Source organism: Pelomonas sp. SE-A7 (assembly GCF_030345705.1).
GTDB lineage: Bacteria > Pseudomonadota > Gammaproteobacteria > Burkholderiales > Burkholderiaceae_C > JAUASW01.
Genome location: NZ_JAUASW010000001.1, coordinates 865,731 through 886,592 on the forward strand (window position 1 = coordinate 865,731; position 20,862 = coordinate 886,592).

Annotated in this window: 13 protein-coding genes; 1 reads left to right on the forward strand and 12 read right to left on the reverse strand. The window is 68.8% G+C overall.

Annotation, left to right across the window (positions count from 1 at the left end; all coding sequences use genetic code 11):
* Window positions 1–3: 3 nt before the first annotated feature.
* From QT382_RS03835 to QT382_RS03885, 11 genes are all read right to left on the reverse strand, one after another.
* Window positions 4–1,431: an MFS transporter gene (locus tag QT382_RS03835; RefSeq protein ID WP_289252717.1), complete on the reverse strand. Its 1,428-nt coding sequence runs from the start codon at window positions 1,429–1,431 to the stop codon at window positions 4–6.
* 9 nt (window positions 1,432–1,440) lie between these two features.
* Entirely contained in the window at window positions 1,441–2,532 is a 1,092-nt protein-coding gene (locus QT382_RS03840; protein ID WP_289252718.1) for a LacI family DNA-binding transcriptional regulator, read from the reverse strand.
* A gap of 11 nt (window positions 2,533–2,543) precedes the next feature.
* Entirely contained in the window at window positions 2,544–3,905 is a 1,362-nt protein-coding gene (locus QT382_RS03845) for a GH1 family beta-glucosidase (protein ID WP_289252719.1), read from the reverse strand.
* Window positions 3,902–5,218, reverse strand: a complete 1,317-nt coding sequence (locus QT382_RS03850; protein WP_289252720.1) for a GDSL-type esterase/lipase family protein — start codon at window positions 5,216–5,218, stop codon at window positions 3,902–3,904. The genes QT382_RS03845 and QT382_RS03850 overlap by 4 nt, the downstream gene beginning before the upstream one ends.
* Window positions 5,215–7,557 (reverse strand): glycoside hydrolase family 95 protein, encoded by a 2,343-nt coding sequence (locus tag QT382_RS03855; RefSeq protein ID WP_289252721.1) that lies wholly within the window; start codon window positions 7,555–7,557, stop codon window positions 5,215–5,217. Before QT382_RS03855 ends, QT382_RS03850 begins: the two co-directional genes overlap by 4 nt.
* Complete coding sequence (locus tag QT382_RS03860; protein ID WP_289252722.1) at window positions 7,554–9,743, reverse strand: hypothetical protein; 2,190 nt, start codon at window positions 9,741–9,743, stop codon at window positions 7,554–7,556. The genes QT382_RS03855 and QT382_RS03860 overlap by 4 nt, the downstream gene beginning before the upstream one ends.
* Window positions 9,740–11,380 (reverse strand): GH35 family beta-galactosidase, encoded by a 1,641-nt coding sequence (locus QT382_RS03865; RefSeq protein WP_289252723.1) that lies wholly within the window; start codon window positions 11,378–11,380, stop codon window positions 9,740–9,742. The genes QT382_RS03860 and QT382_RS03865 overlap by 4 nt, the downstream gene beginning before the upstream one ends.
* An 8-nt stretch (window positions 11,381–11,388) precedes the next feature.
* Window positions 11,389–14,382, reverse strand: a complete 2,994-nt coding sequence (locus tag QT382_RS03870; RefSeq protein WP_289252724.1) for a TonB-dependent receptor — start codon at window positions 14,380–14,382, stop codon at window positions 11,389–11,391.
* A 166-nt stretch (window positions 14,383–14,548) separates the two neighbouring features.
* Window positions 14,549–15,871: a xylose isomerase gene (gene xylA, locus QT382_RS03875; RefSeq protein WP_289252725.1), complete on the reverse strand. Its 1,323-nt coding sequence runs from the start codon at window positions 15,869–15,871 to the stop codon at window positions 14,549–14,551.
* Entirely contained in the window at window positions 15,868–17,352 is a 1,485-nt protein-coding gene (gene xylB / locus QT382_RS03880; protein ID WP_289252726.1) for a xylulokinase, read from the reverse strand. Before xylB ends, xylA begins: the two co-directional genes overlap by 4 nt.
* Window positions 17,352–18,575, reverse strand: coding sequence for an ROK family transcriptional regulator (locus QT382_RS03885; protein WP_289252727.1), 1,224 nt, complete (start codon window positions 18,573–18,575; stop codon window positions 17,352–17,354). The genes xylB and QT382_RS03885 overlap by 1 nt, the downstream gene beginning before the upstream one ends.
* Window positions 18,576–18,681: 106 nt before the next feature.
* Between QT382_RS03885 and QT382_RS03890 the strand changes: the two genes are divergently transcribed.
* Window positions 18,682–20,208, forward strand: a complete 1,527-nt coding sequence (locus QT382_RS03890; protein WP_289252728.1) for a tryptophan halogenase family protein — start codon at window positions 18,682–18,684, stop codon at window positions 20,206–20,208.
* A 10-nt stretch (window positions 20,209–20,218) separates the two neighbouring features.
* Here the strand turns inward: QT382_RS03890 and QT382_RS03895 are convergent, their stop codons facing one another.
* Window positions 20,219–20,785 (reverse strand): PAS domain-containing protein, encoded by a 567-nt coding sequence (locus QT382_RS03895; RefSeq protein ID WP_289252729.1) that lies wholly within the window; start codon window positions 20,783–20,785, stop codon window positions 20,219–20,221.
* Window positions 20,786–20,862 lie beyond the last annotated feature (77 nt).

A 20,862-nucleotide genomic window follows, 5' to 3' on the forward strand; every position in this document is an offset into this window, starting at 1 on the left:
GGCTCAGACCTTGCCGCGCTGCGACTCGAGGCGGTCGCGGATCTCCAGCATGCGCTGCTCGGTCAGCTCGAAGCGGAACAGCGCCCCCAGGGCCAGCATCAGGCCGATCACCGGGATGCCGGACAGCAGGATGCGGATCATGAAGATCGCCTCCTCGCTCTGGATCGCCTGCTTGGAATCGAAGCCGGTGAACTGCAGGATCCAGCCCGAGGCGCCCACGCCCAGGGCGATGCCGACCTTGGAGATCCAGCTCTGGCAGGCGGCAAAGCTGCCCTCGCGGCGCTTGCCGGTCTCCAGCTCGTCATGGTCCACCACGTCGGCCACGATGGAGCCGTACAGCGTCCAGAAGCCCGCGCCGGTGAAGGCGACGAAGCCGCAGGCAAACAGCTGCAGATAGGGCCGCTCGGGGTCGTACAGCCACCAGTCGCCGATGAAGGCGCAGATCGCCAAGCTCAGCACGGTCATCATCGCCACCCGCTTGCCCTTGCGCCGGGCGATGGTGGTGAAGAAGGGAATGCCCAGGAAGCCGAAGCCCATGCCGGCCAGGCCCATGGCGGTGTTCCATTTCGTGGCCAGGGCCACGTCGCCCTTGCAGACGTAATAGACCGTGGCGTAGTAGCCCAGGGCCGCCACCATGGCCGTGCCCATGCCGTAGGCCAGGTTCATGCCCAGCACATGGCGGAACTGCTTGTTGCGCAGCGTGCGGCCCAGGGTGTCGGAGAACGGAATGCGCTCGGTGCTCTTGCTGACCACCGTGTGGTAATAGCGCTCGCGCACCGTGAAGAAGATGATGACCGACACCGCCACCATGATGGCGCCCAGGATGGCGCAGTAGGTCTGGGCGCCGCGCAGGATGTCGGGCTTGCCGCTGGCGTCGTTGAACACGGCCAGCGTGGTGAACTGGGCCGCGAAGAACATGGCCAGCTCGGGGGCCTTCTGGATCGCGTTCTTGATCGACATGACGCTGGTGCGCTCGTGGTAGTCGGGCGTCATCTCCGAGCCCAGGCTGGACCAGGGCATGTTGAAGCAGCTCATCACCGGCACGTAGATCGCGGTCGAGACCAGCATGAAGACGAAGTACTCGGTATCGCTCCAGCCGCGGCCCACGGCGAACATCAGCGGCAGGCCTATGCCGGCCAGCACGCCGCCGACCAGGATGAAGGGCCGACGCCGGCCGTAGCGGCTGCGGGTGTTGTCCGAGATCCAGCCGAACAGCGCGTCGGAGGCGGCGTCGATGAAGATCTTGATCATCTGGGCCGTCGAGATCAGGCCCGGTGCCATGCCCAGGAACACGTTGTAGACATGGAAAGCCAGCGTGGGATAGAGCCAGTGGCCCCACATGTCGAGCAGGGAGCCGAGGCCGTAGCCCAGCTTCTGCGGCAGGGGCACGCGATCGGACACGGCGGCATTCGTAGCGTTCGGGTTCTTCATCATCGGGACTCAGGCAATGGTGAGAGGCGTGGTGCGGGGCGGCGCCAGCGTGGCGCCGGGCACCAGCTCGGTGGGCAGCACGATGCTGGTGGGGGCTATGTCGTTCGAGCCGCGCCACTTGGCATCGATGCGCCAGACCAGCATGCGCACCGCCCGATGGCCCAGCTCGCGCAGCGGCTGGCGCACCGTGGCCAGATGGGCCGAACGTGCCAGCAAGGTGTCGTCGAAGCCCATCAGCGAGATGTCGTCCGGCACGCGCAGGCCGCGAGCGCGCAGCGTTTCCAGGCAACCCAGGGCGATGGCGTCGCTGCCGGCGAACAGGGCCTGCGGCAATGGCTCGCCGGCGTGGCGCCGCAGCCAGTGCTCCAGCGTGCGGCGGCCGGATTCGACGGTGAAGTCGCCGTGGATCACATGGTCGGCGGCCGGCTTGATGCCCAGTTCCGCATGGGCCCGGCGGTAGCCGGTGACCCGTCGCGCCGCGCCCAGCGATTCGATGGGGCCGCCCACATGCAGGATGCGCTGGTGGCCCAGGCTCAGCATCTGCTTGACCGCCGCGTGCGCCCCGCTCTCCTCTTCCGATTCGAGATTGGTCACGCCGGGCAGCTCGCAGTTGGCATGGATGGACACCAGGGGCGTGTGCTCGGGCAGGTGCTGGGCGGCCTCGCGGTCCAGCAGCGGGGCCAGCAGGATCAGGCCGTCGATGCGGCCGTCGCAGATCGCCGGGATGCGCTTGGCGCCATCGCGCCAGTCGGGCAGCGCATAGACCGTGGTGTTCTGGCCCTCCTCGGCCGCAGCCTCGATCACGCCGTTGAAGACCTCCAGGAAATACTGGTTCAGCTCGTTGCGCGACAGCGTGGTGGCCACGCCTATGGTGTTCATGCGGCCCTCGGCCAGCGCCCGGGCCGTGGCATTGGGCCGGTAGCGCAGGCGCTCGGCCGCGGCCAGGATGCGCTGGCGCGCCTCCTCTGAAATCCGGGCCGAGGTGCGTGCACCGTTGAGCACGGCCGAGGCTGCCATCGCCGAGACGCCGGCCTCGCGGCCCACGTCGGCCAGCGTGGCGGCATGGCGCATGCGGCGTGGCGGGGAACTGCTGGTGTTCATGGCCGGAGTCCTCAGAGGATGCGGCGCTCGCGCATCACGGCGGCGAAATAGCGGGCCGAGAGCTTGGGCGTGCGCTGCTGGGTCTTGTAGTCCACATGGACGATGCCGAAGCGGCGCTGGTAGCCGTCCTCCCATTCGTAGTTGTCCATGAAGGACCAGCAGAAATAGCCCTGGATCGCGACGCCGTCGGCGATGGCGCGGTGCACCTCGCGCAGGTGGTTGCGCAGGTAGTCGCGGCGGTGCAGGTCCACCACCTCGCCGTTGGCAACCGGCTCGAGGTCATAGCCGCAGCCGTTCTCGGTGATGTAGATCGAGCGATGGCCGTACAGCTCCTGGCACAGCCGCGGTGCCCAGTAGATCGCCTGCGGCACCAGATTCAGCCAGGGGCTGTCGGCGCGCGGGTATTGGGCCGGCAGGGCCAGCTGCTCGTAGGCAGCGCCGCTCTTGCCGGCGCGCACATAAGTGGCGGTGTAGATGTTGAGGCCGAGGAAGTCGGTGCGCTGCGAGATCAGCTCGAAGTCACCGGCCTCGACCTTGGGCGCATGGGCGCCGACCCGGTCCAGATAGGCCTGCGGATAGCACCCCGCATGGATGGCGCCCAGGATGTGGGCATTGCGCTCGGTGAACCAGGCCCGGGCGGCGGCGATGTCGGCCGGCGTCTCCGTGACCGGCACGCAGACATCGCAGTTGTCGGTGAGTCCGACCTGGGCGCCTTCGCCGCCGAAGGTGCGCACCGCCTTGACCGCATGGCCATGGCAGACCAGGGCGTTGTGATAGGTCTGGTTGACCACGGCCTCGCTCTCGCGCCGGCCCGGTGCCTTGCTGCCGACCCCATAGGCCAGCAGCGTGAAGCAGCGGATCTCGTTCAGCGTGATCCAGTGCCTGACCTTGCCGGCGAACTCGTGGACCACGGTCTCGGCATAGCGGGCAAAGGCATCGACGGTGACCCGCGAGGTCCAGCCGCCCCGGTCTTCCAGCGACTGGGGCAGGTCCCAATGGAACAGCGTGACCCAGGGCGTGATGCCGTGCCTGGCCATGCTGTCGAACAGGCGGTGGTAGAAGGCCAGGCCGGCGCGGTTGATCTCGCCGTCGCCGCTCGGATAGATGCGCGGCCAGGCGATGGACAGCCGGTAGTGCTTGACGCCCAGGCTGGCCATCAGCGCGAAGTCCTCGTCGAAGCGGTGGTAGTGGTCGCAGGCCTGGTCCAGCGTGTCGCCGTTGTGGACCTTGCCGGGGATGCGGCTGAACTTGTCCCAGATCGACTCGCCCTTGCCATCCTCGAAGGCCGCGCCCTCGATCTGGGCCGAGGCGGCGGCAACGCCGAAGACGAAGGCATCCGGGAAGGGGCTGGAATAGGTGAACGAGGCAGTCATGGCTTGTTGGCAAGTCGGGGCAGCGCCATCAGGCGCTGCAGCGTGGGCGTGATGGCCTCGGCCCAGACCTGGTAGCCGGCCTCGCTGAGGTGCAGCAGGTCGGGCAGGATCTCGGTGGACAGCGAACCGTCGGGCCGGGTCAGTTGTTCGTTGATGTTCAGGAAATGGATGGCGTCGGCATCGGCATAGCCGGAGATCAGGCCGTTGATGCGGTCGTTGATCTGGCGCAGGAAGCCGCTGCTGGATTGCTCGCGCGGGAACACCGCCAGCAGCAGGATGCGGCTGGCCGGCAGCTGCTGGCGGATCTCGGCCAGCAGGCGGCGGATGCCGGCGGCCGTGGTGCGCGGATCCTCGGCCCGGTCGCCGGTGTTGTTGGTTCCTATCATCAGCATCACGACCCGGGGATCCAGGCCTTTCAGCTCGCCATGCTGCAGCCGCCACAGCACGTTCTCGGTCTTGTCGCCGCCAAAGCCCAGGCTGAGCGGACGGTACTGGGCCAGGGCCGTGCGGGCGATCACGGGCTTGCCCACGTCGTCCCAGGCCTGGGTGATGGAGTCGCCGATCATCAGCAGCTCGGTGCGTTCGCCGGCCGCGGCGCGGCGGCGTATCTCGGCCAGCTTCTCCTCGTGGCGCGGCATCCACCAGGTCAGGGCCCAGGGCTGTATCAGCGGCTGGGGCGTGACCGATTCGGTGCGGTAGTCCGGGCAAGGCACGAACTGCATGCCAGGCTCGGGCTTGTGCAGCAAGCGGATGCGGGCCACCGAGACCTCGCCTATGCCGCTGCCTTCCAGCGAGAAAGGCAGGCGGACCGCGCCGTAGTCGCTGCCGTCGCGCTGGAAGCAGGACAGCTTGAAAGCCAGGCGCTGCCAGCCCTTGCCGACCATCGCCCGGGCCTCCATCAGCTGGTTGATCTTGCGCTCGCAGTTCGCCGGGCCGCAGCCCATCTTGATGGACAGGCCACCATCGGCCATGGCTGCGACCTTGAGGTCGAAGGCGAGCACGCCCTCGGCCTGGTAGGCCCGCAGGTCCAGCGGTGCTGGCGGCTCGAAGCGCAGGGCCGCGATCCAGGCCTGGTGCCAGTGCAGGGTCAGTGCATCACCCTCGCGGCGCAGGCCGACCTGGCTGTCCGGCACCTGCGGCTTGGCCGGCTTGGGCACGGTGACCGCATCGCCCTGCAGCAGGGCCTGCGATTCGAAATCGGTGACCACCAGTTTCCAGCCGGGCTGGGCCTGGCCGACGTAGAGCGGCATTTCAGCCTGGGCCTGGGCCGTGCTTGCGAGCAGGAGCGACATCAGTATCAACAGCGTTTTCATGGGTTCTTCAGGATCCGCAGCCCGGCATCGAGCCGGAGCGACTGGCCCGGCTTCAGCGCCAGCTTCAGGCTGCGCGCGCCGTAGCGCAATTGGCCCTTGCCCGAGCCGGCCACCGAACGCAGCCGCGCTTCCAGCAAACGGCCCTGCTTCCAACGGAGGTCGAGCTCGAAGCCGCCGCGCGCCCTCAGCCCCTTCACTTCGCCGTCCGGCCAGGCCGCGGGCAAGGCCGGCAGCAGCGTGATCGCGCCGTCCTGCGACTGCACGAGCATCTCGGCCATGGCAGCCGTGGCGCCGAAATTGCCATCGATCTGGAACGGCGGATGGGCATCCAGCAGATTGGCGTAGGTGCCGCCGGCGTTGTTGTGCTCGCTGAAAGTCGAACGCTGCTCGGCGGCCCGCGCGCCGGGCTGGGCCAGCAGGCCGCGCAGCATTCGATAGGCGCGCTCGCCGTCCTGCAGCCGCGCCCAGAAGGCCATCTTCCAGGCCATGGACCAGCCGGTGCCGGCATCGCCGCGCGCCTCCAGCGACTTGCGTGCCGCGGCGGCCAGGGCCGGCGTCAGGGCCGGCGAGATCTGCCGGCCCGGGTAGAGCGCGAACAGGTGCGAGACATGGCGATGGGTGTCGCGCGGCGTGTCCAGCACCGGGTCGCCGCGCTTCTCTTCCAGCCATTCGAGCAACTGGCCCCAGCTGCCGACGCGGGGTCCGGCCAGGCGGTCGCGCATCGAGACCATCTGCTGGCGAAACCTGGCATCGATGCCGAGCACGGCGGCGGCCTCGGCCGTGTTGTTGAACAGGTCCCAGAGGATTTGCTGGTCGTAGCTGACGCCGTCCTCCACCGGCCCATGCTCGGGCGACCAGCCTTGCGGCGCCACCAGGCGGCCGTCCGGCAGGGTCTTGAGCTGGTCGATCCAGAACTCGCAGACTTCCTTCAGCAGCGGATAGGCCACGCGGCGCAGGAACTCGCGGTCCTGCGTGAAGGCGTAGTGCTCCCAGAAATGGCGGGCATACCAGGCATTGCCGGTCTGGTTCCACAGATAGCCCATGGCGCCGAAGGGATTGGACTCGGTGCGCACGGTCCAGCCCCGCACCGGCTTGCCGTCGGGCCGCAGGAAGCTGGGTTCCACGGCCTTGAATGTCTCGCCCCAGGGCGTGATGCCGGGCCTGGGCACGCCGGGCTGGGCCAGCGCAGCCTCGGCCATCTCGCGTACGGCTGCGCGGTACTGCGGTAGCTGGCTCTCGATGAAGCGGTGCAGCGGACGCGCCAGCTCGGCCAGGTGGGTCACCTCGGCCGGCCAGTAGTTCATCTGCAGGTTGATGTTGGTGTGGTAGTCCGAGTTCCACGGCGGCGTGGGGCTGTCGTTCCACAGGCCCTGCAGATTGGCCGGCAGCGAATCGCGCGAGCTGGACAGCAGCAGGTAGCGGCCGTACTGGAAATACAGGGCCTCCAGCTCCGGGTCGGCGCCTTCGCGGGTGTAGCGGGCCAGGCGCTGGTCGGTGGGCAAGACCTGGCGCTCCGGGGCGCTCTTGCCGAGGTCCAGGCTGACGCGGCCCAAGAGCGAGAACACGTCGAGGCGATGGGCATCGCGCAGCGCCCCCAGCGGCTTGGCGGCGGCCGCTTCGAGCTGGGCGCTCACGCGGGCCAGCGGCGATTCGCCCTGGAAGCGGCGCGCCGCATCGGCCACATAGCTGGTGCCGGCGGCCAGCACCAGGGTCAGGGCATCGCAGCGCTCGAACACCAGGCTGTCGCCGTCGGCACGCAGCGAGCCGCCCTCGTTCAGCACCCGGATCTGGGACACATAGGCCATGCCGTTGTCCAGCGCGCCCAAGGCCTGGATGCGCTGGCCGGCCACGCTCAGCACCGCTCCGTGGCGGTCGCTCAGCCGGACCCGGCCGCTGTACTGGCCGATGGCATCGGCACTCAGGCGCAGGACGATGACCTGGTCCGGATGGCTGGCCCAGGCCTCGCGGCTGAAGCGCACGGGGCCGACGCCATAGGAGACGCGATGCAGCGCCTGGTCCAGCAGCAGCTCGCGCCGGTAGCCCGTGGCCGGCTGCTCGTGGCCGTCCAGCTCCACCACCAGGTCGCCGAAAGGCTGGTAGGCGCCCATCTGCTTGCTGTCGCCGGTCCACAGCGTGATCTCGTTGAACTGCAGCCGCTCGCGCGCCACCTGGCCGAACAGCATGGCCCCGAGACGGCCATTGCCAATCGGCAAGGCCTGCCGCTCCCAGCCCTCGTGGGTCTCGGGCGCAGGCCTGTCGTAGCGCAGCGCCAGCTCGGCGGCCTGTGCGCCCAGGCCGGCCAACATCAACAGCAAGGGCAGCGGCAGGCGCAAGCTCATGCCGGCCTGCCGATGATCACGCCGCGGCCTTCTGGGGCCAGGTAGACCACGCCAAATTCCAGCGGGTCGGCGGCCATTGCATTGAGGCGGCCGTAGCGATGGGCGTCGTCGTTGATGCGCTGGAAGCTGGCGCCGCCGTCGATCGAGCGGAACAGGCCCTCGACCGCCGCGCCGCCCTGCATCAGCCGGCCCCAGACATAGACCGCGTGGTAGCTCGCCCCCTCGGCGGCCTTGCCCAGCGCCACCCGCCAGGCCTCGGCGACACCGCGCACCGTGCGGGCCTTGGCATCGACGCCGGGAATGTGCAGCAGGCCATCGGGCAAGGCCAGCCAGAGGTCGCGGGCCTGCCCTGGCGCACAGGCCAGGTGGGCGCCTTGCCACTGCTGCAGCTTGGGCAGGCCGCCTATGGCCGACTGGAAGCTGGCGCCGCCGTCGACGCTGACCAGCACCTGGCCGCCGGCCCGGTCGTGCACGTAGAACACGCCCTCCACCGTGCGGTCGGCCACCGGGCTCAGCGCCACCTCGGCGTCGACCGGCCAGCCCTGGCAGGACGACCAGCTGCGGCCCCGGTCGCGCGACCACAGCGCTGGCTGCTTGTCCGGTGCCCACAGGAAGAAGCCGCCTTGCGCCGACACCGCCACCTGGCCGGTCGGGGCGCGCCAGCCCTCGCGCGTCTTGCTCACACGGCTCGAGGGACCGAAAGGCCGCCAGCTGGCACCACCGTCCACCGAGCAGTAGCCGCCGGTGGCCGCCATGTCCGAGGTGCGGGCGACGATGCCGGGCTTGAGCTCGGCCACCGAAACCGAGCGGCAGGTCTCGCCGGCCGGCAGGAACAGGCCGTTGCGCGGGCCCTGGTTCAGGTCGTCCCAGGCCGCGCCGGACACATCGCCCATGGCGGCCAGCAGCGAGGCACCGCCGCTGGGGCTTTCCAGTCCCAGCACCGCCGTCTCTTCCATGTTGTCCACGGCAAAGCGCCAGTCCACGCGGGCCTGGCCCAGGCCGCTGCTCATCCAGACGCCATAGCCTGTGCCGTACACCGCGCGCTCGCTGTCGAAGGGGTCGATCTTGAGGTCGGCCAGCCAATGGCCCTGCGGATGCCGCGTCTTCTTCTGGTAGGCCTGCAGCCAGGGATGGCGGCTGTCGTCATGGCGGGAGCGCGGGCTCAGGGCGGTCCAGGTCTCGCCCTGGTCGTCCGAGAGGAAGACCTCGTCGCCAGCCGACCAGCGCTCGATGGTCGAGACCACCAGGCGGCCCGGCTTGCGGGCATCGACATCAAGGCCGGAATAGCCAAAGGGCTCGGAAGCCGTGGGCTTGACCGGCGTGATCTCGCGCCAGCGGCCGGCCGGGTCGCGACGCCAGACGCTGCCGGTCTTGGCATGGCTGGGGTTGACCACCGCCCCGCCCTCGCCCGCCGCGAAGCTGACGTAGAGCGAGCCCTCGGGCCCGAAGGCCGCACGCTGCGGCGCCTGGGCCGGCAGGCCGGGCACGCGCGCGAAGCTCTGGCCGGCATCGTGCGAGACATATAGGCCGGGCTGGTCGTGGCTGCCGACATAGACGGTGGCCGTGCCCTGCCCGGGCTGGCCGCTGCGGGGATCGAACAGCACCAGGGACACATGGCGGGCCGGGAAGCCGGCCAGCCGGCTGAAATGCGCGCCGCGGTCCAGGCTTTGCTGCAAGCCGTCTTCAGTGGTGCCGAGCAAGAGCCGCTCGGGCCGGTTCGGATCGACCTGCAGCCGCTCGCCGGTGCCGCGGCCCGGTCCGTTGCCGGCCAGGCGAAAGTCCAGCTCATGCTGCTGCCAGCTGGCGCCCCGGTCATTGGAGGACAGCAGCGCGGCCTTGCGAGCCCAGGCCACGGTGTAGAGGCCGCAGGCGGCGTAGACCCGGTTCGCATCGCTTGGGTCGACCGCCAGCGCCAGCACGCCCATCAGGTCCGAGTCGGCCTTGCTCAGGTGGTCCAGCAGCGGCACCCAGGATTTGGACGCGTCATTGAAGCGATAGGCGCCGCCAATGTCGGTACGGGCATAGAGCAGGCCCCGCTCCCGCGGATGGAAAACAAAGCCATCGACGAAACCACCGGCGCCGAAGGCCAGGCTGCGCCAGTCGTAGCCGGCCTCGCCGGCGGTCGAGAACCGTGGCAGTGCGGCCAAGCCGGCGGCCTGCAGCAGATGACGGCGTTGAACGCTCATGGCCGAGCCATCTTCAGCTTGAGCAGCGTGGGCCGGGCCGGCAGGTTCAGCCCCCAATCGACCTGGTCGCCGTTCCAGACCCGCTCCATCTGCCAGCGGCCCTGGGCGTCGAAACGGCCCTCCTCGGCGCGCAGCAGGAAGCCGCTCTTGCCGGCGGCCGGCTCCAGGCGCAAGCGCGCCTGCTGGCCGACGACGATGAATTCATCGGGCGCGACCTGGGCGATGGCCAGGCCGCCGCCGGGCTGCTCGGTGCCGGGTGGCTGCTTGTCCTTGAGCTGGGGCCAGCTGCGTTCGCCGAACTGCCATTCGCCGAAAGAGACCTTGGCCTGCCAGTCGCCAATCTGCACGGTCTGCGGCTTGCGGTCGTCGCCCTCGGCCACGCCGCGGGTGCGACCCTCGAAGGCCCATTGCGCCCATTGCCTCTGCATGGGGGCGAACAGCTCGAAGACCCGGGCAAAGGGCTCGACCATGCGCTTGTCGGTCTGCATGGACCCGAGCGGGTAGTTGCTGTAGTCGGCGTAGTCGATGCCGAAGGGAGCGACCCCAATCGCGCCGCGGCCCAGGATGGCCCAGAAGTAGCGCGCATAGACCGCGGCATTGCCGATCTCGGGCACCCACAGCGCGTTGTCGGGCCGCTGGAACAGGCGCAGATTGGCCTCGACCTGTTCGGACTCGGGGCTGTAGATGTCCGGGCCGACGATGTCCAGCGCCGGCGCCGCGGCCTTGTAGATGGCGATCACGTCATGCGTGGGACCGCCGCTGGCGAAGTCGCCCTTCCAGGGCTTGGGCGGCTGGTCCAGCGGATTGCGCAGCGCATTGTTGACGTACATGGGCAGGTCGTAAGCGGCGCGGCCGGCCTTGGCGACCTCGCCTATGTAGCGGGCGATGGCCCAGGCCTGGAAATACTCGTCGGCATAGTCGCCGTAGACCTGGCGCCAATGGCCGCTGGCAGCGCCACCGGGCGACGGCTTCTGCCGCGCCAGCACCTCGGCCGGCACCGCCTGCTCGAAGGCGGCCTGGGCCTTGCCGCCGAAGTCGCGCACCAGGCCGTAGCAACCGACCTCGTTCTCGACCTGCACCATCAGCACGGTCTGCTTCTGGGCATCGGCTTTCTTCAGATGGGCCATCAGGGCAACGAAGGCCTTCTTGTCGGCCTGCAGCGTCTGCTCGCCGAACGGCGACAGGCAGTAGCTCTCCTTGCCCTCGCGTTCGCGCATGGCCGGAAAGCGCTGCTTGTCCAGCTTGACCCAGGCCGGCGTGTACTGGGCGCTGGTGTTCTTCCAGGTGGCGAACCACAGCAGCACCAGGCGCCGGCCCTCGCGCCGGGCCTCGGCCAGCAGCGTGTCGACGAAGGAGAAGTCGAAGCGTCCCTCGCTGGGCTCCACCTGCTCCCAGGCCACCGGCACCAGCACCGTGTTGGCACCGGCATCGCGCACCGCCGGCCAGACCTTTTTCAGGGCCGCCGGATAGTTGCTCGAGTTGTGGACCTGGGCGCCCAGCATCAGGAAGGGCCGGCCGTCCACCATCAGGGCGTGGCGGCCGTCCTTCTCGACGATGCGGGGCAACGGTGGCGCTGCCTGGGCCGAGCAGAGCCCTGCCAGCAGCGCCGCCGCGAAGAGACGCTTCGCTGTCTTCATGGCCTCGCTCAGAAGGTGTAGCTGGCCTGGACCGTGTAGCGCCGGCCGGTGTAGTTGACCGCTCGGGTCATGAAGCCGATCTGCTGCTGCATCAGCTGCTTGGCCAACGCGTTGTTCAGGTTCTGCCCTTCCAGGCTGAGGCTGAACTTGTCGTCGACGCGGTAGGTGATGCCACCGTCCAGCTGGCCATAGGCCGCACTCCAGGTCGGCAGGGCCCAGGCCACGCTGTTGCCGTTGGCCAGGCGGCCGTCGCTGCCGCGCGTGCCGTTGATGTTGATGCCCTGCAGGTACTTGGAGCGCCAGCTGTAGGCCAGGCGAGCCGAGACCTGGCCCCAGTCGTACAGGAAGGCCAGGTTGTAGGCATGCTTGGACAGGTTCTGCAGCGGCATGTCGCCGAAGGCCTTGCCGTCGGTGTCGCAGCCGTTGATGTTCAGGTTGTAGTTGCCGGCGCCGCCGTCCGTGCCGCCGCAGTAGGCCGCGAACACCGGGGTGTAGAGCTTGGTCTTGCTATCCACCAGGGTGTAGTTGAGCTGCAGGCCCAGGCCCGACATCCAGCCCGGCAGCATGTCCAGGTAGCGCTGGAACGACAGCTCGATGCCGCGGGCCGTGCCCTTGGCGCCATTGACCGGCGAGGTGACGACGAAGTTCTGCAGCTTGCCGGTGCTATCGGGCACCTGGAAGGTCGAGGCCTGGTTGACGATGACGTCCTTCAGCTCCTTGTCGAACAGGGCCACGGTGAAGGAGCCGCTCTTGGAGAAGTACCACTCGGCCGTCAGGTCCAGCTGGTTGGACTTGACCGGCTTGAGCATCGGGTTGCCGCTGGCCGAACCGGTCAGGCCCACGCTGTCGATCACCAGGCTGTTGCCGGTGGTGTGCTGCTGGGTGTCCAGCGCCAGCGTGGTGTAGGCCTGCATCTGCGAGAAGTCGGGCCGCGTCACGGCCTTGGCCAGGGCGAAGCGGTACTGCAGCTCCGGGCTGGCCTTGTAGCGCAGGTTCAGGCTGGGCAGCACGTCGGTGTAGTTCTGCTCGGCCACCATGGGCTTGCTGAAGCTGGCGATGGACGGGATGGCGAGGCCGCCATAACTCTGGCCGGGCTGCAGGGCCGGCGCATTGTTCTTGAACACCGTGTAGCCGTTGGCCTTCATGTCGGTGCGCACCACGCGCAGACCGACGTTGCCGTCCAGCGGCACTTTGTTGCTCTCGCTGAAGTCGAAGCGCAGCTGGCCGTAGGCCGCCTGGGTCTTCTCATGCTGCTCGTTCGTGCCCGAGGGATCGGTGCCGAAGCTGGCCGGCGTCCAGGCCGCGCAGCCGCTGCCCCAGCCGTTGGCCTGGGTGAATTCCTGGCACAGGATGTCGTGGTACTTGTGCAGGGCCGTGTAGGTGCCCGGGAAGCCCTGTGCCAGCGACACGTCGGGCACATAGATGCCGGGCACGCTCTGGCCGCCGAAGAAGTTGTTGAACTGGTGCAGCTGCACCGGCGCGTTGAAGCGCGGGTCGTTCAGCCGGGCCAGGCCGCTGATGTCCCAACCCTGCTGCCAGGTCTGGGTGATGGCGGCCCAGTTGTAGCCAGGCACCGAGTTGATCGTGGTGGCGTCGCGGTCGGTCATGCGCACGCCGAACTGCAGGTCCTGCAGCACCGGGTGGTCCAGGTTGAGCTTGGCATCGGCACGCCAGACCTTGGACTCTGCCTTGCTCCGGTCCATGTGCTCCATGGTGAAGGCCCAGTAGTAGTTGCCCTTGTTCTGCAGGGCCGCCAGGTCGGCGGCGTCGAACACCACGCGCGGCACCGAGCCGCTCAGGTCCAGCGTCTCCTTGGGCATCTGCAGGCCGGTGGCGATGGTGGAGTCGAAGGCATTGGTCTTGGACTTCACGATCTGCAGGTCGGTGCTGAAGCTCCAGGCGTCGCTGGCCTTCCACTTGAGGTTCCAGCCCAGGTCGCGGGTGCGCGAGTCGCGGGTCATGTAGCGAGTGTCGGCACCGAAGTTGACGCCACCGTCGGCCGGCGCGCTGAGCGTGCCCTTGAGCAGCTGGCCGTTGGGGCCATAGGTGGCGCCATTGGCAATCTGGATGTTCCAGGGATTGGACTGGGCGAACAGCGCGTTCTCGTCCCAGTGCATCTTGTACTTGGACTCGAAGTAGGTCAGCGAGCTGCTGACATCGTTCTTGCGCCACTGCAGAGCGCCGTAGGTACCTTCGCGGGTGCGGTCGAAATTGGAGTCGCGCCATTGCGCACCCTTGGGCACCCAGTGCGTGCCGTCGACCTTGTAGTAGGGCTCGACCTGCCAGAGGTCGGTGCGGGTCGTGGTCTTGCTGCGCGCCAGGCTGAGCAAGGCGCCGAACTCGCCGGCATCGGTGCTCCAGCGGTTGGAGATCAGGCCCGAGCCGTTGGGACTCCACTTCTTCTGCAGCGAGTTGTAGCCGCCGCTCAGCGTGAGGCCGCCCTTGAAGCCGGCGTAGTCGAAGGGCATGGCGGTGCGCAGGTTCACCAGGCCGCCGATGGCGCCTTCTATCTGCACCGCCGACGGGTTCTTGTAGACGTCCACCGCCGCCATCAGCTCGGGCGGCACGTCCTCGAAGTTCAGGGCGCGGCCGCCGTTGGCCGAGAAGGTGTCGCGGCCGTTCAGCTCGGAGCGCACGTAGGACAGGCCGCGGATGTTCACGCCCGAACCTTCCACCGAGTAGTGCTCGGGGTCGTTCTTGGCCATGGTGCGGTCGATGGTCACGCCGACCACGCGCTGCAGCACCTCGGTGACCGAGCGGTCGGGCAGCTTGCCTATGTCGTCGGCGACGATGGAATCGACGATCTCGTCCGATTCCTGCTTGATCTTCTGGGCCGACTGCAGCGCGGCGCGGCGGCCGGTGACGATCACGCTCTCGACCTTCTGGACCTTGGGATCGGCCGGCGGCGTGGGTGCGGTCTGGGCTTGCGCCAGGCCGCTCAGCAGCAGCGCGCTCTGCGCTGCCGCCAGGGAAATCGCAGTCCTGTGGAACGGGTACTTCATCTTGTCTCCTGTTGGGTCTCTTTGTCTGATGAATGTCTTGACGGACCGTCGCTCTAGCCTGCAGGGCTATTCGCGCCGGACCCTTGTCGGGCGCCGCGACGCGAAGGGTCGCCATGGCCCCGGGCAGGAACGGGAAAGCGGTGAAGAAGCAAGGCGTGCGTCCATCTCAGCCGTGGATCACGCGGTTGACGAGGTTCTCCAGGTATTCCTGGCGGCCCGATTGCGGCGCCACGTCCTGGTTGGCGGACAGCACCTGCTCGGCCAGCTGCTCCAGCGAGCGGTGGCCCAGCAGGATGTCCTGGCCGGCGGGCGCATCCCAGCCGGCATAACGGGCATCGAGCGCGGCCTTCAGGCGGCCGTCCTGGATCAGCTTCTCGGCCGCCAGCAGCGCCTGGGCGCAGAGGTCCATGCCGCCGATGTGGCCGTGGAACAGGTCGGCCGCGTCTATCGACTGGCGGCGCACCTTGGCATCGAAGTTCAGGCCGCCGGAACCCAGGCCACCGGCCTGCACGATGTAGTACATCGCCAGCGCCATCTCCGGCAGGTTGTTGGGGAACTGGTCGGTGTCCCAGCCCAGCTGCGCATCGCCGCGGTTCATGTCGATGGAACCCAGGATGCCCAGGGCCGCGGCGGTGGCGATCTCGTGTTCGAAGCTGTGGCCCGACAGCGTGGCGTGGTTGGCCTCGATGTTGACCTTGACCTCCTGCTCCAGGCCGTAGCGCTTGAGGAAGCCGTAGACCGTGGCGGTGTCGAAGTCGTACTGGTGCTTGGACGGCTCGCGCGGCTTGGGCTCCAGCAGGATGGCGCCCTTGAAACCGATCTTGTGCTTGTAGTCCACCACCATGGACAGGAAGCGGCCCAGCTGGTCCAGCTCCTGGCCCATCCGGGTGTTCAGCAGGGTCTCGTAGCCTTCGCGTCCGCCCCACAGCACATAGTTCTCGCCGCCCAGCTCCCGCGTGGCATCCATGGCGTCGCGCACCTGCAAAGCGGCCATGCTGAACACGGCCGGGTCGGGGTTGGAAGCAGCGCCGCCCATGAAGCGGCGATGGCTGAAAAGATTGGCCGTGCCCCACAGCAGCTTGACGCCACTGCGCTGCTGGTGCTCGCCCAGCACCGCCACCATGCGGCGGAAGTTCTCGTGGCTTTCGCGCGGCGTCGCGCCTTCGGGCGCCACGTCGCGGTCATGGAAGCAGTAGTACGGGGCGCCCAGCTTCTCGAAGAACTCGAAGGCCGCCTCGGCCTTGCGCTCGGCCAGCTCCATGGGCGTGCCGCCCTGAAACCAGGGTCGCTCGAAGGTGGCCAGGCCGAAGGGGTCCATGCCGGTCCAGACGAAGTTGTGCCAGTAGCAGACGGCGAAGCGCAGCTGCTCGGCCATGGTCTTGCCCAGCACCATTCGGTCCTTGTCGTAGTGGCGGAAGGACAGCGGGTCGTCGCTCTGCGGGCCCTTGAACTGGACGGGGGCAATGGCGTGGAAGTAGCTTTGGCTCATGGGGTTCGGCTCGGGGTCGGGGCCGGGCTCAGGTCGTCGAGCCGGCGGTACAGCTCGCGAAAGCACGCGAGCCGTGGTTGAAGACGGGCCTGGGCGGCGGGCCGCGGCAGGTAGGTGGCGGACAGCGGCGGGCGGCTGCAGACCGAGGCCTCGTCGCCACCGACGGCCAGCCACGCCAGCCGCGCGGCGCCCAGCGCGCCGCCGGTTTCACCGCCGTCATGGGTGTGGATCCGCAGGTCCAGCGCATCGGCGATCAGCTGGGCCCAGAAAGCGCTGCGCGCGCCACCGCCGACCAGCGAAAGCTCGCGCAGCTCGGTGCCCGAGGCCTGCAGCGCCGCCAGGCCGTCGGCCAGGCCAAAGGCCACGCCTTCGAGCACGGCGTAGCTGCAATGGGCCCGCTCGCTCTCATGCGTCAGGCCCTGGAAAAGGCCGGAGGCAAAGGGGTTGTTGTGCGGCGTGCGCTCTCCGGCCAGGTACGGCAGGAAGATGGGCGCGCCGGCCAGGGCAGGCTCGTCCAGTTGCTCGACCTCGGCCAGCAGCGCCGCCTCGGCCTGTCCGGTCAGCCGGGCCCACCAGCGCAGACAGCTGGCGGCCGACAGCATCACGCTCATCTGGTGCCAGCGCTGTGGCAACGCATGGCAGAAGGCGTGCACGGCGCTCTGCGGGCGCGGGCGGTAGCGGTCGTTGACGACGAAGAGCACGCCCGAGGTGCCGAGCGAGATGAAGCCGTCGCCGGGTTTCACCGCGCCTATGCCGATGGCACTGGCCGCGTTGTCGCCGGCACCGCCGGCAATCAGGACTTCGGCGCCCAGGCCCCAGGCCTTGGCCAGCTCCGGCCTGAGCCGGCCGGAGACCTGGTTGCTCTCGACCAGGCGCGGCATCTGCTCGCGGCTCAGGCCGCAGGCGGCCAGCAGCTCGTCCGACCAGTCGCGTGCCGCCACGTCCAGCCACAGGGTGCCGGCCGCGTCTGAGGGCTCGGAGACCTGGTCGCCCGAGAGCTGCAGGCGCAGCCAGTCCTTGGGCAGCAAGACACTGCGGATCTGGGCGAAGAGATCGGGCTCGTGCCGGGCGACCCACAGCAGCTTGGGGGCGGTGAAGCCGGGCATGGCCAGGTTGCCGGCGATGCGGTGCAGCTGCGGAGCACGCTCCGTCAAGACCTGGCACTCGGCATGGCTGCGGCCGTCGTTCCAGAGGATGGCGGGACGCAGCACGCGCTCGCCCTCGCCCAGCAGCACGGCGCCATGCATCTGGCCCGACAGGCCGATGGCGCGGACCTGGGCGAACTCGCTCATGTGCTTGCCGCGCAGGGTCTGCACCGCCTGCTGCGTGGCCTGCCACCAGGCTTCGGGCTCTTGTTCAGCCCACAGCGGCTGCGGACGCGAGACCTGCAGCGGCGAGGCGGCCGTACCGACGATGGCGCCCTGGCCGTCAAGCAGCAAGAGCTTGACTTCCGAGGTGCCCAGGTCGATGCCCAGGAACATCAGTCGCCCTCTCGCGCCATGGCCGTGGTCTGCGGCAGGGCCGGACGGGTCAGGCGGTAGCGGGCCAGGCCGGCCGCGCCGACGGCCACGGCATTGGAGCCGTAGCGCGAGGTGCGGACCGTGGGCGATGGCAGGCTGGCAGCCGCGGAGTAGTCCTGCAAGGTCTCCAGCGCCGACTTCAGGAACGGCTCGCCCAGCTCGACCACCGAGCCACCCAGCACGATGCAGGCCGGGTCGTAGGCGGTGGCCAGGTTCTGCAGCAGCACGCCCAGGTAGCGGCCGGCCGAGGCGACGACCTTGCTGGTCTCGTCCTCCCCCGCCGCCAGGCGCGAGCGCACCTCGGCCATCGAGCCCGGCAGATGGGCCTCTTCTTCCAGCTCGGCATGGCGCAGGATGGCGCGGCTGCCTATCAAGGCTTCGGCGCAGCCGCGGCGGCCGCAGGAGCAGCGCGGTCCGTTGATCTGCAGCACCATGTGGCCGACCTCGCCGGCAAAGCCGCGCGCGCCGGTCAACAGCCTTTCGCCGACGACCACGCCGGCGCCCACGCCCTGGTTGATGCTGACGTAGAGCAGCGGGTCCGAGGACGGCGAGGCGTTGAACTCCATCTCGCCCAGCGCCGCCACGTCGGCTTCGTTTTGCAGGAACAGCGGCACCTCGGCCAGGTTGCTGCCGCGCAGCTTCTCGGCCAGCAGCTCGCCGACCGGCACGTCGCGCCAGCCCAGGTTGGGCGCGAAGTTCAGCACGCCGCGTGCCTCGTCCACACCGCCGGGCAGGCCCACGCCCATGCCGATGATCTGCTGGGCCGCGTCCAGCTGCTTGCGCACCTTGAGCAGGGCATTGGCGAGCACGGTGATGCAGGCCTTGGCACCCTTGGCCGCTTCATAGTTGGCCACGGCACAGGCCTGGACCTCGCCGGTCAGCGAGGTCGCGACCACGCGCACCACCTCGATGTCGACCTCGGCACCGAGCAGCAGCAGCCGCGAGGGATCGATAAACAGCGGCGTGGGCCGGCGACCCAGGTCACCGGTGGCCACCACCTCGCGCTCCACCAGCCAGCCCTCGCCGAGCAGCTCGCGCACCAGCGAGCTGACGGTGGATTTGGTCAGGCCCACGGCATTGGCCAGGTCCACGCGGGACAGGCCGGGGCTGACGCACAGCTGGCGCACCAGGGCCATGCGATTGATGAGCTTGAGCAGCGTCTGGCTGCCCGCTTCGGCTTGCACTTGTTTGTCTCCAGGGGTCGCATCGTGTCGTGCGATTTAGCGCTATATTAGTTCGACCGTTGCACGAAATAAATTGGGTGTTAACACCTAGGCAAGGAGACAAGGCATGGAGAACGACCTGGCCCTCAGGAGAATCGTCATCGTCGGTGGTGGCACGGCCGGCTGGATGGCCGCCGCGCCGCTGGCCCAGCAGTTCATGCGCGGCAGCGGCGAACGCTGCGAGATCCTGCTGGTGGAATCGCCCGACATAGGCACGGTGGGCGTCGGCGAGGCCACGTTGCCGCCGATCCGCTTCTACAACCGGGCCCTGGGCATCGAGGGCGCGGACTTCGTGCGCAAGACCCAGGGCAGCTTCAAGCTGGGCATCGAGTTCAAGGACTGGGGCCATCTCGGCCACCGCTTCTTCCATGGCTTCGGAGACTTCGGCCCGGCGGTCGACGGCCGCTCGGCCTTCATGCACTGGCTGAGGCTGAACGAACAGGGCGAGATGCCGTCCTACGAGGACTGGTCCACGGCCACCCAGCTGGCGCGCGCCAACCGTTTCACGCCGCCGCAGGGCGAGGCGCCCTCACCGTCCGCCTCCTACTCATTCGCCTATCACTTCGATGCCTCGCTCTACGCCGCCTACCTGCGCGACTACGCGGTGCAGCGCGGCACCCAGCGCATCGAAGGCACCATCGTCGAGGTGGAACAGCGGCCGGAAGACGGCTTCGTCGCCGCCGTCAAGCTGGCCGACGGCCGGCGCATCGAGGGCGATCTGTTCATAGATTGCTCGGGCTTCAGGGCGCTCTTGATCGAGGGCACGATGAAGGCCGGCTACGAGGACTGGAGCGCCCTGCTGCCCTGCAACAGCGCGCTGGCCGTGCCGACCCGCCGGGTCGAGCCGCTGACGCCCTACACCACCTCGACCGCGCGCGAGGCAGGCTGGCAATGGCGCATTCCTCTGCAGCACCGCACCGGCAACGGCCATGTCTATTGCAACGGCTTCATCAGCGACGAGCGCGCCGAGGCCATCCTGATGCAGGGGCTGGACGCGCCCGCCCTGGCCTCGCCCCGGCCGCTGCGCTTCACCGCCGGCCGGCGCCGCCAGAGCTGGATCAAGAACGTGGTGGCCGTGGGACTGGCCGGCGGCTTTCTGGAGCCGCTGGAATCGACCAGCATCCAGCTGATCATGGATGCCGTCGGCCGGCTGATCCAATACTTCCCGGACCGCAGCTTCGCCCCGCAGCTGGCGGCCGAGTTCAACCGCAAGATGGCCCTGCAGTACGAGTCGATCCGCGACTTCATCGTGCTGCACTACAAGCTGACCCGGCGCGACGATTCGGAGTTCTGGCGCTACTGCGCCGCCATGCCCATCCCCGACACGCTGGCCCACCAGATCGAGCTGTTCCGCGCCTCCGGCCGGGTCGCCATCCTGGACCCAGAGGGCTTTGCCGAACCGTCCTGGGTCTCGTTGCTGCTGGGTCTTGGCGTGCTGCCGCGAGGCCATGATCCGCTGGCCGACCGCGTGCCGCTGGACCAGCTGCGCCAGCACTTCGAGCGGGTGCGCCAGGCGATCACGCAGACGGTGGCCGGCACGCCCGACCATGCGGCCTACCTGGAGCGGCATGCCAAGGCAGCACCGCTCGCCTGAAGCAAGGGGGTCAGGCCTTGCTGGCCGTCTGCTGCAGGCTCAGATCCAGCAGCTCGGCGGCCTGATCGAGCAGGCCGTCGCGGTCGCGCGCCCGGCTTTCGAGCACGCGATGAAAAGGCAGGGACTGACCGACGCCGTCGCCCGACCACAGCGGATCGACCAGCAACTCGCGCGGCGGCAAGGCCGGCCGGTCGGTCAGGTCCACCAGGCTGCCGATCAGGCGCAGGGCATTGCCCTCGGCGTCGCGCTCCACCGCCACGCCGCGGGCCTGCATCACCCGGTAACCCGAGCCATTGCTGCGCAGCCGGAAGCGGGCCTCGTAGCGCTTGCTGAAGCCCTCGATGTGGGAGCGCAGCGCACGCATCATGCCGGCCAGGTCGTCGGGATGGACGCGGCAGCGCCAGAACGAGGTGTGGTCGGGCGCACCGGCATTGGCAAAGCCCAGGTGCTCCTTCCAGCGCGGCGAGTAGTGCACCAGCTCCATGCGGGGATCCAGGTCCCAGACGCCGAACAGGCCCTGTTCGATGGCGCGGCCCCAGCGGCTCAGGTCGGAGGACAGTTCGGTCTTGCGGTTCATCGGGGGCCAAGCATATGTCGTCCTTCGAGGGCCGGCCGCGTGGTTTGCCAAATCCGGCACGCCCTTCGCACTGTGTA

Bases quoted from the DNA above. Each gene is read 5' to 3' on its own strand.
- QT382_RS03835 (WP_289252717.1), bottom strand. From the start codon at position 1,431: ATGAAGAACCCGAACGCTACGAATGCCGCCGTGTCCGATCGCGTGCCC.
- QT382_RS03840 (WP_289252718.1), bottom strand. From the start codon at position 2,532: ATGAACACCAGCAGTTCCCCGCCACGCCGCATGCGCCATGCCGCCACG.
- QT382_RS03845 (WP_289252719.1), bottom strand. From the start codon at position 3,905: ATGACTGCCTCGTTCACCTATTCCAGCCCCTTCCCGGATGCCTTCGTC.
- QT382_RS03850 (WP_289252720.1), bottom strand. From the start codon at position 5,218: ATGAAAACGCTGTTGATACTGATGTCGCTCCTGCTCGCAAGCACGGCC.
- QT382_RS03855 (WP_289252721.1), bottom strand. From the start codon at position 7,557: ATGAGCTTGCGCCTGCCGCTGCCCTTGCTGTTGATGTTGGCCGGCCTG.
- QT382_RS03860 (WP_289252722.1), bottom strand. From the start codon at position 9,743: ATGAGCGTTCAACGCCGTCATCTGCTGCAGGCCGCCGGCTTGGCCGCA.
- QT382_RS03865 (WP_289252723.1), bottom strand. From the start codon at position 11,380: ATGAAGACAGCGAAGCGTCTCTTCGCGGCGGCGCTGCTGGCAGGGCTC.
- QT382_RS03870 (WP_289252724.1), bottom strand. From the start codon at position 14,382: ATGAAGTACCCGTTCCACAGGACTGCGATTTCCCTGGCGGCAGCGCAG.
- xylA (WP_289252725.1), bottom strand. From the start codon at position 15,871: ATGAGCCAAAGCTACTTCCACGCCATTGCCCCCGTCCAGTTCAAGGGC.
- xylB (WP_289252726.1), bottom strand. From the start codon at position 17,352: ATGTTCCTGGGCATCGACCTGGGCACCTCGGAAGTCAAGCTCTTGCTG.
- QT382_RS03890 (WP_289252728.1), top strand. From the start codon at position 18,682: ATGGAGAACGACCTGGCCCTCAGGAGAATCGTCATCGTCGGTGGTGGC.
- QT382_RS03895 (WP_289252729.1), bottom strand. From the start codon at position 20,785: ATGAACCGCAAGACCGAACTGTCCTCCGACCTGAGCCGCTGGGGCCGC.